13 protein-coding genes are annotated in these 14,540 nt (G+C 73.8%); 7 read left to right on the top strand and 6 right to left on the bottom strand.

The window, feature by feature from the left end; translation table 11 throughout:
• Positions 1-15: 15 nt before the first annotated feature.
• From BX266_RS08580 to BX266_RS08565, 4 genes are read left to right on the top strand one after another with little or no spacing between them, the layout of a single operon-like run.
• Positions 16-1,149 carry a CaiB/BaiF CoA-transferase family protein gene (locus tag BX266_RS08580; RefSeq protein WP_180290419.1) on the top strand — a complete coding sequence of 378 codons (1,134 nt, stop codon included), beginning with the start codon at positions 16-18 and terminating at the stop codon, positions 1,147-1,149.
• A gap of 12 nt (positions 1,150-1,161) precedes the next feature.
• Positions 1,162-2,304 (top strand): acyl-CoA dehydrogenase family protein, encoded by a 1,143-nt coding sequence (locus BX266_RS08575; protein WP_099898303.1) that lies wholly within the window; start codon positions 1,162-1,164, stop codon positions 2,302-2,304.
• A 38-nt stretch (positions 2,305-2,342) separates the two neighbouring features.
• Positions 2,343-3,557 carry an acetyl-CoA C-acetyltransferase gene (locus tag BX266_RS08570; protein ID WP_099898302.1) on the top strand — a complete coding sequence of 405 codons (1,215 nt, stop codon included), beginning with the start codon at positions 2,343-2,345 and terminating at the stop codon, positions 3,555-3,557.
• A 46-nt stretch (positions 3,558-3,603) separates the two neighbouring features.
• Positions 3,604-5,784: a 3-hydroxyacyl-CoA dehydrogenase NAD-binding domain-containing protein gene (locus tag BX266_RS08565; RefSeq protein ID WP_099898301.1), complete on the top strand. Its 2,181-nt coding sequence runs from the start codon at positions 3,604-3,606 to the stop codon at positions 5,782-5,784.
• A 28-nt stretch (positions 5,785-5,812) separates the two neighbouring features.
• On the opposite strand, the gene BX266_RS08560 is transcribed toward BX266_RS08565, so the two are convergent.
• From BX266_RS08560 to BX266_RS08545, 5 genes are all read right to left on the bottom strand, one after another.
• Positions 5,813-6,532 (bottom strand): MerR family transcriptional regulator, encoded by a 720-nt coding sequence (locus BX266_RS08560; RefSeq protein ID WP_099898300.1) that lies wholly within the window; start codon positions 6,530-6,532, stop codon positions 5,813-5,815.
• A gap of 79 nt (positions 6,533-6,611) precedes the next feature.
• Positions 6,612-8,090 (bottom strand): hypothetical protein, encoded by a 1,479-nt coding sequence (locus BX266_RS40800; RefSeq protein WP_099898299.1) that lies wholly within the window; start codon positions 8,088-8,090, stop codon positions 6,612-6,614.
• 56 nt (positions 8,091-8,146) lie between these two features.
• The gene (locus BX266_RS08550; protein ID WP_099898298.1) at positions 8,147-9,163 is read right to left on the bottom strand and encodes an isopenicillin N synthase family oxygenase; all 1,017 of its coding nucleotides are present in this window, start codon (positions 9,161-9,163) and stop codon (positions 8,147-8,149) included.
• A gap of 119 nt (positions 9,164-9,282) precedes the next feature.
• Positions 9,283-9,357 (bottom strand): putative leader peptide, encoded by a 75-nt coding sequence (locus tag BX266_RS41140; RefSeq protein ID WP_399171238.1) that lies wholly within the window; start codon positions 9,355-9,357, stop codon positions 9,283-9,285.
• 144 nt (positions 9,358-9,501) lie between these two features.
• Positions 9,502-9,915, bottom strand: a complete 414-nt coding sequence (locus BX266_RS08545) for a VOC family protein (protein WP_099898297.1) — start codon at positions 9,913-9,915, stop codon at positions 9,502-9,504.
• 323 nt (positions 9,916-10,238) lie between these two features.
• On the opposite strand from BX266_RS08545, the gene BX266_RS08540 reads away from it, so the two are divergent.
• The 3 genes from BX266_RS08540 (at position 10,239) to BX266_RS08530 (ending at position 12,036) form a co-directional block, all read left to right on the top strand.
• A complete protein-coding gene (locus tag BX266_RS08540; protein ID WP_099898296.1) occupies positions 10,239-11,276 on the top strand; it encodes an NADP-dependent oxidoreductase in 1,038 nt (345 codons plus the stop codon).
• A 186-nt stretch (positions 11,277-11,462) separates the two neighbouring features.
• On the top strand, positions 11,463-11,642 hold the full coding sequence (locus tag BX266_RS08535; protein WP_259464609.1) for a hypothetical protein: 180 nt from the start codon (positions 11,463-11,465) through the stop codon (positions 11,640-11,642).
• 37 nt (positions 11,643-11,679) lie between these two features.
• Positions 11,680-12,036, top strand: coding sequence for a MerR family transcriptional regulator (locus tag BX266_RS08530; RefSeq protein WP_099898295.1), 357 nt, complete (start codon positions 11,680-11,682; stop codon positions 12,034-12,036).
• A 36-nt stretch (positions 12,037-12,072) separates the two neighbouring features.
• On the opposite strand, the gene BX266_RS08525 is transcribed toward BX266_RS08530, so the two are convergent.
• Positions 12,073-14,487, bottom strand: coding sequence for an excinuclease ABC subunit UvrA (locus BX266_RS08525; RefSeq protein WP_099898294.1), 2,415 nt, complete (start codon positions 14,485-14,487; stop codon positions 12,073-12,075).
• Positions 14,488-14,540 lie beyond the last annotated feature (53 nt).

The following is a 14,540-nucleotide window of genomic DNA, read 5'->3' as shown; positions in this document are numbered from 1 at the left end:
GGGAGGCGGTCGACGATGACCCCCGCAACACCCCCCGCCGGGCCGCTGGCGGGCGTCCGGGTGCTGGAACTGGCGGGGATCGGGCCCGGCCCGTTCGCTGCCATGCTGCTCGCCGACCTGGGCGCCGACGTGGTGCGGGTGGACCGGCCCGGCGGGCAGACGCTCGGCCCGGCGCCCGCGCAGGACCTCACCAATCGCAACAAGCGGTCGGTGCTGGTCGACCTGAAGTCGCCCGAGGGTCCGGGGCTGGTGCTGGAGCTGGCCGCCCGCGCCGACCTGCTGATCGAGGGCTACCGGCCGGGGGTCGCCGAGCGGCTGGGTGTCGGGCCGGAGCAGTGCCTGGCCCGCAATCCGGCGCTGGTGTACGGGCGGATGACCGGCTGGGGCCAGGACGGCCCGCTCGCCGAGCGCGCCGGGCACGACATCACCTATCTCGCCACGTCCGGACTGCTGGGCCTGATCGGCAGCCCCGACGGGCCCCCGGCGATCCCCGCGAACCTGCTGGGCGACTACGCGGGCGGCTCGCTCTACCTGGTGGTGGGCCTGCTCGCGGGCCTCCACCACGCCCGCGCGACCGGCACCGGCCAGGTGGTCGACGCCGCCGTCGTGGACGGCGCCGCGCACCTGTCCACCCTGCTCTGGGGTCTGCTCGGCGCGGGCCTGTGGCAGGACCGGCGGGGCGTCAACCTGCTGGACGGCGGCGCGCCCTGGTACGGGACCTTCGAGACGTCCGACGGCCGCTGGATGGCGGTCGGCCCGCTGGAGCCGCAGTTCTACGCCGAGTTCGCCGGCCTGCTGGAACTGGGCGAGGACGCCCCGGCGCAGTACGACCTGGCGCGCTGGCCCGAGCTGCGCAAGCGGATCGCCGACCGTTTCGCCACCCGCACCCAGGACGAGTGGACCGCGCTGTTCACCGACCACGACGCCTGCGTGGCACCGGTCCTGACGCTGCGTCAGGCCGCCGCGCACCCGCACCTGACCGCCCGCGGCAGCTACACCGAGCAGGACGGAACGGTCCAGCCGGGCACCGCCCCGCGCTTCTCCGTCACGCCGGGCGCGCTGCGCACCCCGCCCGCGCGGCCCGGCGAGCACACCGCCGAGGTGGCCCGCGACTGGGCGGTACCGACACTCGACCCGCAAGCCTCCTGAAGGGGACGCCCCGTGCAGCGCGAGCTCTACACCGAGGAACACGAGGACTTCCGCGAGACCGTCCGGGCCTTCCTCGCCAAGGAGGTCACCCCGCACCACGCCCGCTGGGAGCAGCAGGGCGTGGTGGACCGCTCCGCCTGGCTGGCCGCCGGGCGGGCCGGGCTGCTCGGCCCGGCGGTGGACGAGCGGTACGGCGGCGGGGGCAGCCCCGACTTCCGGTTCGCGGCGGTGCTCGCCGAGGAGTTCGTCCGGGCCGGGGCCAGCGGCCTGGCGATCGGGCTGCACAACGACATCATCGGCCCGTACCTGACCGGCCTGGCCACCGAGGAGCAGAAGGAGCGCTGGCTGCCCGGGTTCTGCTCCGGCGAGCTGATCAGTGCGATCGCGATGACCGAGCCGGACACCGGATCCGACCTGCAGGCGATCCGCACCACCGCGGTCGACGCCGGCGACCACTACGTGCTGAACGGGGCGAAGACCTTCATCTCCAACGGCATCCTCGCCGACCTGGTCGTGGTGGTCGCGAAGACCACGGCGGACGGCGGTGCGCACGGCCTCAGCCTGCTGGTGGTGGAGCGCGGCATGCCGGGCTTCGAACGCGGCCGCAACCTCGACAAGATCGGCCAGAAGGCCCAGGACACCGCCGAGTTGTTCTTCCAGGACGTCCGGGTGCCGAAGGCCAACCTGCTGGGGGAGGAGAACCAGGGCTTCCTGTACCTGATGCGCAACCTCGCCCAGGAGCGGCTGGCCATCGCGGTCGCCGCGATCGCCGCCGCCGAGTTCCTGGTCGAGGAGACCACGGCGTACGTGAAGCAGCGCACCGCGTTCGGCCGGCCGCTGGCCAAGCTGCAGCACGTCCGCTTCGAGATCGCCGAGCTGGCCACCGAGTGCGCCGTCACCCGGGCCTTCGTGGACCGCTGCGTGCTGGAGCACAACCGGTACAACCTGACTCCGGTGGACGCCTCGATGGCGAAGTGGTGGGCCACCGAACTGCAGAAGCGCACGGCCGACCGCTGCCTGCAACTGCACGGCGGCTCCGGCTACATGAGTGACAGCGCGGTCGCCCGGGCGTTCACCGACGGGCGCGTCCAGACCATCTACGGCGGCACCACCGAGATCATGAAAGAGATCATCGGCCGTTCCCTGCTTGCCTGAAGCCCCCCTGAACCCCCCGTTTGAGAGGCATCCACACCGTGACCACCGAAGCGTACGTCTACGACGCGATCCGCACGCCGCGCGGCCGCGGCAAGCAGACCGGCTCCCTGCACGGCACCAAGCCGATCGACCTGGTGGTCGGTCTGATCCACGAACTGCGCCGCCGGTTCCCGACCCTGGACCCGGCCGCGATCGACGACATCGTGCTCGGCGTGGTCAGCCCGATCGGCGACCAGGGCTCCGACATCGCCCGGGTCGCGGCGATCGCCGCCGGCCTGCCCGACACCGTCGCGGGCGTGCAGGAGAACCGCTTCTGCGCGTCCGGCCTGGAGGCCGTCAACCTGGCCGCGGCGAAGGTCCGTTCGGGCTGGGAGGACCTGATCCTGGCCGGCGGCGTCGAGTCGATGTCCCGGGTCAAGATGGGCTCCGACGGCGGCGCCTGGTTCGCCGACCCGATGACCGCGTACGAGACCGGCTTCGTCCCGCAGGGCATCGGCGCCGACCTGATCGCCACCGTCGAGGGGCTCAGCCGCACCGACGTGGACGCGTTCGCCGCCGAGTCGCAGGCCCGGGCCGCGAAGGCGCAGGCCGACGGGCTGTTCGACCGCTCGGTGGTGCCGGTGCTGGACCGCAACGGCCTGGTGGTGCTCGGCCGCGACGAGTTCATCCGCCCGGGGACGACCGTCGAGTCGCTGGCCGGGCTGAAGCCCTCCTTCGCCGACATCGGCGAGCTCGGCGGCTTCGACGCCGTCGCGCTGCAGAAGTACCACTGGGTGGAGTCCATCGACCACGTCCACCACGCCGGCAACTCCTCCGGCATCGTGGACGGCGCGGCCCTGGTCGCGATCGGCTCGCGCGAGATCGGCGAGCGCTACGGCCTCACCCCGCGGGCCCGGATCGTCTCCGCCGCGGTCTCCGGCTCCGAGCCGACCATCATGCTCACCGGCCCCGCCCCCGCCACCCGCAAGGCCCTGGCCAAGGCCGGGCTGACCGCCGCCGACATCGACCTGGTCGAGATCAACGAGGCGTTCGCCGCCGTCGCGCTCCGCTTCATGCGCGAACTCGGCTTCCGCCACGACCAGGTGAACGTCAACGGCGGCGCGATCGCCCTCGGCCACCCGCTCGGCGCGACCGGCGCGATGCTGATCGGCACCCTGATCGACGAGCTGGAGCGCCGCGACCTGCGCTACGGCCTGGCCACCCTGTGCGTCGGCGGCGGCATGGGCATCGCCACCGTCATCGAGCGCATCTGACCTGACCACCCGTCAACTCACGTACTCACCCAAGGACTTCACAGACATGACCGACGTGAGCAGCCCCATCCGCTGGGAGCAGGACCAGGACGGCGTGGTCACCCTCGTCCTCGACGACCCCGCCCAGTCCGCCAACACCATGAACGCCGCGTTCACCGACGCCCTCGAAGCGACCGTCGAACGCCTGGCCGCCACGGAGCAGTTGACCGGCGTCATCGTCACCTCGGCGAAGAAGACCTTCTTCGCCGGCGGCGACCTCAAACTGCTCTCGAGCGTCGGACCGGACGACGCCGAGCAGGTGTTCGCCAACTCGATGCGGATCAAGCGCGCGCTGCGCAAGCTGGAGACCCTCGGCAAGCCCGTGGTCGCCGCCGTCAACGGCGCCGCCCTCGGCGGTGGCCTGGAGATCGCGCTGGCCTGCCACCACCGGATCGCACTGGACGCCCCCGGCAGCAAGATCGGCCTGCCCGAGGTCACTCTCGGCCTGCTCCCCGGCGGCGGCGGAGTGGTCCGCACGGTGCGGATGCTCGGCATCACCGACGCCCTGCTGAAGGTGCTGCTGCAGGGCCAGCAGTACCGTCCCGCGCAGGCCCTGCAGCACGGCCTGGTGCACGAACTCGCGGACTCCGTCGAGGAGATGCTCGCCAAGGCGCGCGAGTTCATCGCCGCCAACCCGGCCTCCGCGCAGCCCTGGGACGCCAAGGGCTGGAAGATCCCCGGCGGGACGCCCAGCACCCCCGCGTTCGCCGCCAACCTGCCGGCCTTCCCGGCCAACCTGCGCAAGCAGCTGAACGGCGCGCCCTACCCGGCGCCGCGCAACATCCTGGCGGCGGCCGTGGAGAGCTCCCAGGTCGACGTGGACACCGCGTTCGCCATCGAGGCCCGGTACTTCACCGAACTCGCCTGCGGGCCCATCTCGAAGAACATGATCCAGGCCTTCTTCTTCGACATGCAGGCCGTCAACTCCGGTTCCTCCCGGCCGAGTTCGGTGCCTTCCCGGCAGGCGTCCAAGGTCGCGGTGCTGGGTGCGGGCATGATGGGCGCGGGCATCGCGTACTCCTGCGCCAAGGCGGGCCTCGACGTGCTGCTCAAGGACGTCACCCTGGACGCCGCCGAGCGCGGAAAGGCGTACAGCGCGGGCCTGTTGGACAAGCAGGTGGCGCGCGGCCGGATGACCGAGGAGGAGCGCGCCGCGTTCCTGGCCCGGATCACCCCCACCGCCGACCCCGCCGCGCTGGCCGGCTGCGACACCGTCATCGAGGCGGTGTTCGAGAACCCCGAGCTCAAGCACAAGGTGTTCCAGGAGATCCAGCACGTGGTCGCCCCCGACGCGCTGCTCTGCTCCAACACCTCCACCCTGCCGATCGGCCTGCTCGCCGAAGGCGTCGACCGCCCCGCCGACTTCATCGGCCTGCACTTCTTCTCGCCCGTCGACAAGATGCCGCTGGTCGAGATCATCCGCGGCCCCGGGACCGGCGACGAGGCGCTGGGCCGCGCCTTCGACCTGGTCCGGCAGATCCGCAAGACCCCGATCGTGGTCAACGACTCCCGCGGCTTCTTCACCTCCCGCGTCATCGGCCAGTTCATCAACGAGGGCGTCGCCATGATCGGCGAGGGCCTCGACCCGTCCTCCGTCGAACAGGCCGCCGCACAGGCCGGCTACCCCGCCAAGGTGCTGTCGCTGCTGGACGAGCTCACCCTCACCCTGCCGCGCAAGATCCGCAACGAGTCGCGCCGCGCCGTCGAGGAGGCCGGCGGCACCTGGACCGTCCACCCCGGCGAGACCGTCCTGGACCGGATGCTCGACGAGTTCGGCCGCCCCGGCCGCAGCGGCGGCGCCGGCTTCTACGACTACGCCGACGGCCGGCGGACCCGACTGTGGCCCGGACTGCGCGAGCACTTCGGTAAGGACGAGCACAGCGCGCGGCCCGGCGCCGAGACCCCGTTCGAGGACATGAAGGAGCGGATGCTGTTCGCCGAGGCCCTGGACTCCGTCCGCTGCCTCGACGAGAACGTCCTCACCTCCGTCGCCGACGCCAACATCGGCTCCATCCTCGGCATCGGCTTCCCCGCCTGGACCGGCGGCGTCCTGCAGTACATCAACGGCTACCCCGGCGGGCCCGCGGGCTTCACCGCCCGGGCCCGCGAGCTCGCCGCCGCGTACGGCGAGCGCTTCACCCCGCCCGCCTCGCTGGTCGCCCTCGCCGAGAGCGGCGGCCGGTACTGACCTCGCCGCCCAGGGCCCGCCCGGCGGATCACTCCGCCGGGCGGGCCGCCAGCTCCTCCGCCAGCGACCGCTGGAACGCCGTCACCAGCGCCTGCACCACCATCGGCTGGATCCGGTCCGTCAACTCCTTCATCCGCTCCAGCTCCGCCGGCCCGGGGTCGCTCTCCCGGTACGGCCGCCACACCGTGTCCCGGAACAGCCGGTGCAGGTCGTGCGCCGTCGCCCGGCTGTGCAGCCGCACCACCGCGCGCGCCGCCACCAGGGTCTCCAGCGGGATCGGCACCTCCAGCACCCGCACCCCCAGCGGCAGCAGACCCGGCTCCACCTTGAACACGTCCGGGTCCTCGGTGCGGTGCAACGCGCCCATCGCCGCCAGCCGGTCCAGGTCCGCGTCCGACAGCGCCCGCCCGGTCCGCCGCTCCAACTGCGCGCGGGACGCCGCCTCCGCCGACTCCGGCGTCCACGAGGCCACCAGCGCCCGGTGGATCGCCAGGTCCAACTCCCCGATGTCCTGCGGAAGCTGAGCCAGATAGCGCTCGATCGCGGCCAGCGTCAGCCCCTGCCGCTGCAACTCCTCGATCAGCTCCAACCGCCCCAGGTGCTCCGCCCCGTACAGCCCCACCCGCCGCGGCCCCAACTCCGGCGGCGGCAACAGCCCCTTCGCCCCGTAGAACCGCAGCGTCCGCACCGTCACCCCGGCCCGCGCAGCCAACTCGTCCACCGTCAACCGCACCTCCGCGCCGCCCATCGCACCCCAGCCCTCGCACCAGCACCACTGTGACACCAGCAGTGTGACACCGCCCTCGGCCGTCGCACCAGGACGGCCCTCAGCAGGTCGGCGCGGTCGAATCGGAGATCCGGTACTGCTCGCGCTTCACGTTCACGGTCTCCCCGGTGCGGACGTCCCACAGCGCGGCCCAGTCACCGGCGGCGGGGAACACCAGGTACGGGTGCTCGGCGACCGGCGCCGCCCCGTCCCAGCCCGCCTCGCCGACCGGGCGCAGACAGACCCGGCGGGCGGCGATCCCGAAGTACGCGGTGGGCTGCCGGCCCTCCCGGGCCTGCTGCCGGGCGGTGGCGGCGGCGTGCGAGGCGGGCACGATGATCTGCGACTGGTACAGCGCGAGCGCGCCCGCGAAGGCGACGAACAGCAGCGCCGCCGCCACCGAGAGCCCGCCGAAGGTGTCGAAGGCGTGCAGGTGACGGGCGTAGCCGAGCAGCGACACGGCGACCAGCGGTCCGGCCACCACGACCAGCGCCTTGGCGTCCGCGATCACCTGCCACATACCGGGCACCTGGGCGTCCTCGCGGTTCAAGCCGAACCCGTCCAGGTAGAAGGCGTGCAGCGAGAAACCGAACCCCGGCAGCCCCACCAGCAGGATCGGCAGCAGCGCCGGCACCAGCCAGGCGGCGGTCGCCTGCCAGCTCAACCCGCGCAGCAGCAACCGGAGCCCGTTGCCGCACACCAGGACGCCGGCGGTGACCAGCACGGAGGGCAGCGCCTTCGGCGAGGCCGCGCCCACCACCGCCGCAGCGGCCGCGAGGCCCGCCGCCACGCCGATGCCGAGCAGGCACGCCGCCACGGCGCTGTGCCGCGGCCCGGCGGCCCAGTGCGGGGAGTGCACCACGACCGTCCCGATCAGCGTGCCGGTCAGCGCGACACCCGCCGCCCCGAGGACCCAGGCCGCCGGGCCGAGCGGGCGGCCGCCGATCAGCAGCCCGATCAGCAGCGCCGCGATCAGGCCGCCACTGCCCACCGGGACGGCCACCCGGCTCGGCAGCCCCGGCGCACCGGTCCGGCCCGGCCGGTCCAACTCGGCGCCGACCGGCCGCGGCACGCCGTCCGCCGGCGGCAGCGCGACACCCGGCAGCGCCCGCACCGCCTCGGCCCCGGCCCGGGAGCGGATGTCCGGGCCCGGCGGGAGGAACAGCTCCCGGCCGGTGTCGAACAGCCTGCTCCGGGCCGCGAGGGCGCGAAAACGCGACGGCCCCCGGACCGGCCGCTGGACGAAGTACCGCCCCCGCGGCTGCTCCTGGCGGTCGATCGGCTCCTGCAGCCGCAGATCGACCTCCGCCGGGCTCTGCCCGACCAGCTTGTTCAGGACGAGTCGCACCGCCGATGCCGCCCCCGCCCGGGAGCCGGTCACGCCGGCCTCCACCAGCCAACGGGCCCGGCGCGGCCCGTCCTCGTCCAGCACGGTCACCACCCAGCCGTGCGCCTCCAAGCCCGACGCCAGCCTGGCCCGGCCCTTGGCCGTCCCGGTCACCTCGACGTCCAGCCGGAACCAGTGGTCGTACGCGGTCATTGCCCGCCCTCCCCGTGTCAGGGCGGGGAGCCTACCCGGAGGGTCGGACGGCGGGGTCAGGCGAGGGGCAGGAGTTCTGCGTGGTGGCGCTGGGTGACCTCGGGGTGGGCGCGGGTGTAGCCCTTCAGCTCGTTGAAGCCGAAGTCGGCGTGCAGGGGGTTGGCCGGGTCCTGGGTCGCGCCCGGGGCGTGGTGGGAGTGGGGGAAGTCGAGGGGGGCGATGTGGGCGTCGAGGCGGGGGTTGTAGAAGAACGGGACGGAGAAGCGTTCGCGGGCGGCGGGCGGGGAGACCACGCGGTGGGAGGTGGCCTTGAGGTAGCCGTCGGTGGCGACCTCGAGGAGTTCGCCGAGGTTGACGACGAAGGCGCCGTCCAGCGGGGGGACGTCGAGGAAGGTGCGGTCGGGGCGCTCGACCTGCAGGCCGCCGACGGTGTCCTGGAGGAGCAAGGTGATGAAGCCGTAGTCCTTGTGGGTGCCGACGCCCTGCGGGGCGCCGTCGGGGGCGGTGCCCGGGTAGCGGACCAGCTTGAGGTGCAGGTGGGGGTGCGGGGCGAAGGCGTCGTCGTAGAAGTCCGGGCGGGCGCCGATCGAGGCGAGCAGCTCGTGCAGCAGCCGGTGGGCGACGCCGTCCAGCCGGTCGATCCAGTGCAGGGCGGCGGTGCGCAGCTCGGGGAGCGCGGCGGGCCACTGGTTGGGTCCCTCCAGCCACCAGTAGGCGGGTTCGCCGGCCGCGGGCACGTGCGGGGGCAGCTCGGTGCCGATGTCGAGCTGGTCGCGCCAGTCGCGGTTGCCGCCGGTGCGTTCGTCGCCGGTGCGGGTGTAGCCGCGGAAGTGCGGCGAGTTGAGGTTGCTGACCGCCAGCCGGTCGGCCTCCGGGAGGGCGAAGAAGGCGCGCATCGCGGAGGTGAGGGCGGTGGTCTCGGCGGCGGTGACGCCGTGCCCGACCAGTTGGAAGAAGCCGACGCCGGTCGCGGCGTCGCGCAACTCGCGGTGGAGCCGGGCCCGGTCGGCCGGGGTGCCGTCGGCGAGCGACAGGTCGATCACCGGGAGGGAGGTGGGGTGCTGCTGCGTCATGGGTGTGCGTCCGCGGTGTACAAGCCCCGGGAGGGTCGGCGGTTCGCGCCGGACGGGCCGGGGGAGACGGGTGCCCGCGCGGTCCGTGGTGACGGAGGGCGGGGCTGTGGAGGGTGAGGTCAGCCGGAGCGTCGACAGGACATGCTGATCACGCGGCACAGGTCCACGTGGCGACGGCTGACGAGAAGGAGCACCCCACCAGGCTACAACCCCCGCCCGGAAAGCCCGAGGGCCCGAGCCCGCAGGCCAGTGGCCCCGGCCCCGTCGCGCTCAGTAGCCGGTCGCGCCGTCGACGCGTTCGCGCAGCAGGTCGGCGAGGCCGTGGTGCCGGGCGTGCGTCAGACCCGGGGCTCGCCCCGGTAGGTGCCGAACGACCAGCGGTTGCCCTCCGGGTCGCGGACGGCGAAGTCCCGGGACCCGTAGTCGGTGTCGTGCAGCGGTGCGGTCACCTCGGCGCCGTGCGCGACCGCCCGGTCGAACAGCGCGTCCGGGTCGTCGGTGACCACGTACGCGCCGAAGCTGCCCGGCTGCAGCGGCCACGGGTCGTCCGGGTCGTCCTTCGCGGAGCCGAGCATGATGCCCCCGCCGGGGGGCCAGGACAGCTGCGCGTGGTGCACCTGGTCGCCCTCCGCGAACACCGCGGTCGCCTCGAAGCCGAACGCCTCCACCAGGAACGCGATCAGCGCCCGGGCGTCGCGGGCCCGCAGGCTCGGCCACACCTGCGGCGGCGGGGGAACGGCGGCCCCGGTCATGTGCTGCCTCCTCGCGGCATCGGGATTCACGGCGCGGCCCACCCTAGGCGGGGGAGCCGGACGGAGGGCGGTGCCGCGCCGCAGTCATGACGGTCCGTCAGCGGCGATCTCGTCGAGCAGAGCCACCGCCAGGTCGGCGTGCGAGATCCGCCCGGTGCCGGTGACCGTGCGGACCCTGGACGCCGCCTGCGAGTGGGCCCGCGCGCACCGCGACGGGCTGACGGGCCGGCGGGCTGATGGCGCGGCTCCGCGGCCTTGACCCTGACCCGCGGGTCAGGGGTTAGCGTCCCGGCACTTCCCGTTCGTCTCCCCGAGGAGCCGTCATGAGTGTGCCCGAGACCGTCCGCGAGATCCGGCTGGCCCGCAGGCCGGTCGGCCGCGCCGTCGCCGCCGACCTGACCGTCGCCGAGACCCCCGCGCCACGGCCCGGTGCGGGCCAAGTGCTGCTGCGCAACCGGTGGTTCGTCGTCTTCCCGGGCCTGGTCAGCCTGCTGGGCGAGACCCCGCCGGGGGTGCCGTACCCGGCGGTCCGGCCCGGGGACGCGCTGTTCGGGCCGGCCGTCGGCGAGGTGGTGGAGGCGCCGGACGGGAGCGGGCTGCGCCCCGGCCAGATGGTCGGGCACCACCTCGGCTGGCGCGAGTACGCGGTGGCCGACCCGGGGGCGCTCACCCCGCTGGACGGGGTACTGCCCGACCCGGCCGGATACCTGTCGCCGGGCTCGGTCGGGTACGGGGCGCTGACCCGGACCGCGCCGATCCGGCCGGGCGACACCGTGCTGGTCACCGGCGCGGCCGGCGCGGTCGGCACCCTGGCCGGGCAGATCGCCCGGCTGCTCGGCGCGGGCACCGTGCTCGGCACCACCGGCTCCCCGCACAAGGCCGAGCGGCTGAGCCGACTCGGTTACGACACCGTGCTGGTGGACCCCAGGGACGGCGCCCCGGACCGGGCCGACCGGTTCGCCCGGCAGCTCGCCGAGGCCGCCCCCGACGGCATCGACCTGCTGCTGGACACCGTCGGCGGGCACCAGGCGCAGGCCGCCTTCGCCGCCGCCAGGCCCGGGGCCCGGGCCGCACTGATCGGTGTGCTCGCCGGACAGTTCGACGGCGACCCCGCGACGACCGTCCCGCTCACCCTGGACGCGTTCCAACTCATCGTCCGGGGAATCAGCCTGGGCGGTTACGCGAACGCCGGCCACGCCGCGGTCCAGGCCGAGTGGCTGCCCAGGTTCGGCGACTGGCTGCGGGACGGCAGCATCGCCTTCCCGCACGTCCGGGTGGCCGGCCTGGACCGCGCCCCGCAGGCGTTCCAGGACCTGACGGAGGGCCGGCACTTCGGGGCGGTCCTGGTCGAGCTCCGGTAAGTCACCCGGCCGCGGCGGAGGTCGACGCGAGGCCCGGGCCCGGTCGGAGCGAGGCCGACAGGGCGCGGGCCTCGTGCTCGGTCATCCGGGTCGTCCCGTACGGCACCGCGTTGACCCAGCGCTGGGCCAGCCGGGCGATCCGCTCGCCGTAGCGGGCCGCGGTGAGCAGGTCGCATCGGCCTCACCGTGGCCTCCGCCGTCGACCGGCCCCCGCCCGGCCTGCGCGTCATCCCGCTCACCGGCCCGTCCACCACCGCCGACCAGGTCGTCCTCACCCCGGCCGAGCCGTCCGCCGCCGCGACCGCCCTGCGCGAGCTGCTGCTCGTCGCCGCCGACCGGAAGAACCGGGCGCCGCGCGTGGTTTGACTTCGCATCAGCACCGCAGGGGGAGAGGACGCCACGGATGCGGATCGGAGACGCGGCAGCCGCCGCCGGAACCACTCCCAGGGCGCTGCGCCTGTACGAGCAGCGCGGCCTGCTGGCCCCGCCCACCCGCACTCCCGCCGGCCAGCGCAGCTACACCGGCGCCGACGTGGCCCGGGTCCGGGTGATCCGGTCCCTGCTCTCGCTCGGCCTCACCATCGAGGACCTGCGCCCCCACACCGACCGGTTCGACCTCCTCGCCGCCGACCCGGCCCGCCCCTGCGCGAGCCCCGCCCCCGGCCCCACCGTCGAACGCCGCCTCGCCGCCCTCGACGCCGAAATCGCCCGCCTCACCCACCTCCGCACCGCCCTCGCCGCCCGCGCCACCGGCGGATGACGGGCCGGGCGGGGCGGGCGGCGCGGGCCTGAGCGGTCAGGCGCCGACGTAGGCGGCGAGGTGCCGCCCGGTGAGGGTGGTGCGGTCGGCGATCAGGGCGGCGGGGGTGCCCTCGAAGACGACGGTGCCGCCGTCGTGGCCGGCGCCCGGGCCGAGGTCGATGATCCAGTCGGCGTGGGCCATCACGGCCTGGTGGTGCTCGACCACGATGACGGACTTGCCGGAGTCGACCAACCGGTCGAGCAGCCCGAGGAGTTGCTCGACGTCGGCGAGGTGCAGGCCGGCGGTGGGCTCGTCCAGGACGTAGACGCCGCCCTTCTCGGCCATCTGGGCGGCCAGCTTGAGGCGCTGGCGCTCGCCGCCGGAGAGGGTGGTGAGCGGCTGACCGAGCGTCAGGTAGCCGAGTCCGACGTCCGACAGGCGCTTCAGGACGGCGTGCGCGGCCGGGGTGCGGGCCTCGCCGGCGGAGAAGAACTCCTCCGCCTCGTCGACGGACATCGCCAGCACCTCGCTGATGTCGCGGCCGCCCAGGTGGTACTCCAGGACCGCGGCCTGGAAGCGCTTCCCCTCGCACTCCTCGCAGACCGTCGCCACCCCGGCCATCATCGCCAGGTCGGTGTACACCACCCCGGCGCCGTTGCAGGTCGGGCAGGCGCCCTCTGAGTTGGCGCTGAACAGGGCCGGCTTCACGCCGTTCGCCTTGGCGAACGCCTTCCGGATCGGCTCCAGCAGGCCCGAGTAGGTGGCCGGGTTGGAGCGCCGCGAGCCGCGGATCGGGCTCTGGTCGATCGCCACCACACCCTCCGGCACGCCGCCCTTCAGCGCCGCGCCGCTCACCAGCGAACCGTGCACCAGCGAGCTCTTCCCCGAGCCCGCCACACCGGTGACCACCGTCAGGATGCCCAGCGGCACGTCCACGTCGACGTTCCGCAGGTTGTGCGCGTCCGCCCCGCGGATCTCCAACACCCCGCTGGGAGTGCGGACTTCCGGCTTGACGGCGGCCCGGTCGTCGAAGTGCCGGCCGGTGATGGTGCCGCTGGAGCGCAGGCCGTCCACGCTGCCCTCGAAGCAGACCGCGCCGCCCGCCGAGCCCGCGCCCGGGCCGAGGTCCACCACGTGGTCGGCGATCGCGATGGTCTCCGGCTTGTGCTCCACCACCAGCACCGTGTTGCCCTTGTCGCGCAGCCGCTGCAGCAGGTCGTTCATCCGCTGGATGTCGTGCGGGTGCAGGCCGGTGGTCGGCTCGTCGAAGACGTACGTGACGTCGGTCAGCGAGGACCCCAGGTGCCGGATCATCTTCACCCGCTGCGCCTCACCGCCCGACAGGGTGCTCGCGGGCCGGTCCAGCGAGAGGTAGCCGAGGCCGATCTCGGTGAAGGAGTCCAGCACCTGCCGCAGCGAGTCCAGCAGCGGCCCGACCGAGGGTTCCTTCAACTTCCGCACCCAGTCGGCGAGATCGCTGATCTGCAGGCTGCACGCGTCGGCGATGGAGAGGCCCTTGATCTTCGAGGAGCGGGCCGCCTCGCTGAGCCGGGTGCCCGCGCAGTCCGGGCAGGCGGTGAAGGCGACGGCCCGGTCCACGAACTCGCGGATGTGCGGCTGCATCGCGGCCCGGTCCTTGGAGAGCATCGACTTCTGGATCCGCAGCACCAGACCCTCGTAGGTCATGTTGATGCCGGCGATCTTCATCCTGGTCGGCTCCAGGTACAGGAAGTCGTGCAGTTCCTTCTTGGTGTACTTGCGGATCGGCTTGTCCGGGTCGACCAGGCCCGACTCGGTGTACAGCCGGTAGTTCCAGCCGCCCGACTTGTAGCCGGGGATGGTCAGCGCGCCCTCGTTCAGCGACTTCGAGTCGTCGTACAGCTGCCCCAGGTCGATGTCCGAGACGCTGCCGCGCCCCTCGCAGCGCGGGCACATCCCGCCCGCCCGCGCGTACGACCGCTTCTCGGTCCTGGTGCCCTCGCCGCGCTCCACCGTGATGGCTCCCGCGCCGTGCACCGTCGGCACGTTGAAGGAGAAGGCCGGGGGCGGCCCGATGTGCGGGTCGCCGAGCCGGCTGAACAGGATCCGCAGCATCGCGTTGGCGTCCGTCGCGGTGCCCACGGTGGAGCGCGGGTCGGCGCCCATCCGCTGCTGGTCGACGATGATCGCCGTGGTCAGCCCCTCCAGCACGTCCACCTCGGGCCGGCTCAGGGTCGGCATGAACCCCTGCACGAACGCGCTGTACGTCTCGTTGATCAGCCGCTGCGACTCCGCCGCGACCGTCCCGAACACCAGCGAGCTCTTCCCCGACCCCGACACCCCGGTGAACACCGTCAGCCGGCGCTTGGGCAGTTCCACGCTGACGTCCTTCAGGTTGTTCACCCGCGCCCCGTGCACCCGGATCAGATCGTGACTGTCCGCCAGGTGTTGTCCGCCCGCCCGACCACCGGCCCGCTCGGCGCCGCTCATCGTCCTCGTCCCTCCGTCCGGCGGCGCCCGTGGCGACGCCGCCGCCCCGATCC

This window comes from Streptomyces sp. TLI_171 (assembly GCF_003610255.1).
GTDB lineage: Bacteria > Actinomycetota > Actinomycetes > Streptomycetales > Streptomycetaceae > Kitasatospora.
This window is presented reverse-complemented; position numbering and strand designations above follow the sequence as displayed.

Excerpts from the sequence above, each read along its gene's own strand:
- BX266_RS08565 (WP_099898301.1), top strand. The coding sequence starts at position 3,604 with ATGACCGACGTGAGCAGCCCCATCCGCTGGGAGCAGGACCAGGACGGC.
- BX266_RS08550 (WP_099898298.1), bottom strand. The coding sequence starts at position 9,163 with ATGACGCAGCAGCACCCCACCTCCCTCCCGGTGATCGACCTGTCGCTC.
- BX266_RS08545 (WP_099898297.1), bottom strand. The coding sequence starts at position 9,915 with ATGACCGGGGCCGCCGTTCCCCCGCCGCCGCAGGTGTGGCCGAGCCTG.
- BX266_RS08530 (WP_099898295.1), top strand. The coding sequence starts at position 11,680 with ATGCGGATCGGAGACGCGGCAGCCGCCGCCGGAACCACTCCCAGGGCG.
- BX266_RS08540 (WP_099898296.1), top strand. The coding sequence starts at position 10,239 with ATGAGTGTGCCCGAGACCGTCCGCGAGATCCGGCTGGCCCGCAGGCCG.
- BX266_RS08560 (WP_099898300.1), bottom strand. The coding sequence starts at position 6,532 with ATGGGCGGCGCGGAGGTGCGGTTGACGGTGGACGAGTTGGCTGCGCGG.
- BX266_RS40800 (WP_099898299.1), bottom strand. The coding sequence starts at position 8,090 with ATGACCGCGTACGACCACTGGTTCCGGCTGGACGTCGAGGTGACCGGG.
- BX266_RS08580 (WP_180290419.1), top strand. The coding sequence starts at position 16 with ATGACCCCCGCAACACCCCCCGCCGGGCCGCTGGCGGGCGTCCGGGTG.
- BX266_RS08525 (WP_099898294.1), bottom strand. The coding sequence starts at position 14,487 with ATGAGCGGCGCCGAGCGGGCCGGTGGTCGGGCGGGCGGACAACACCTG.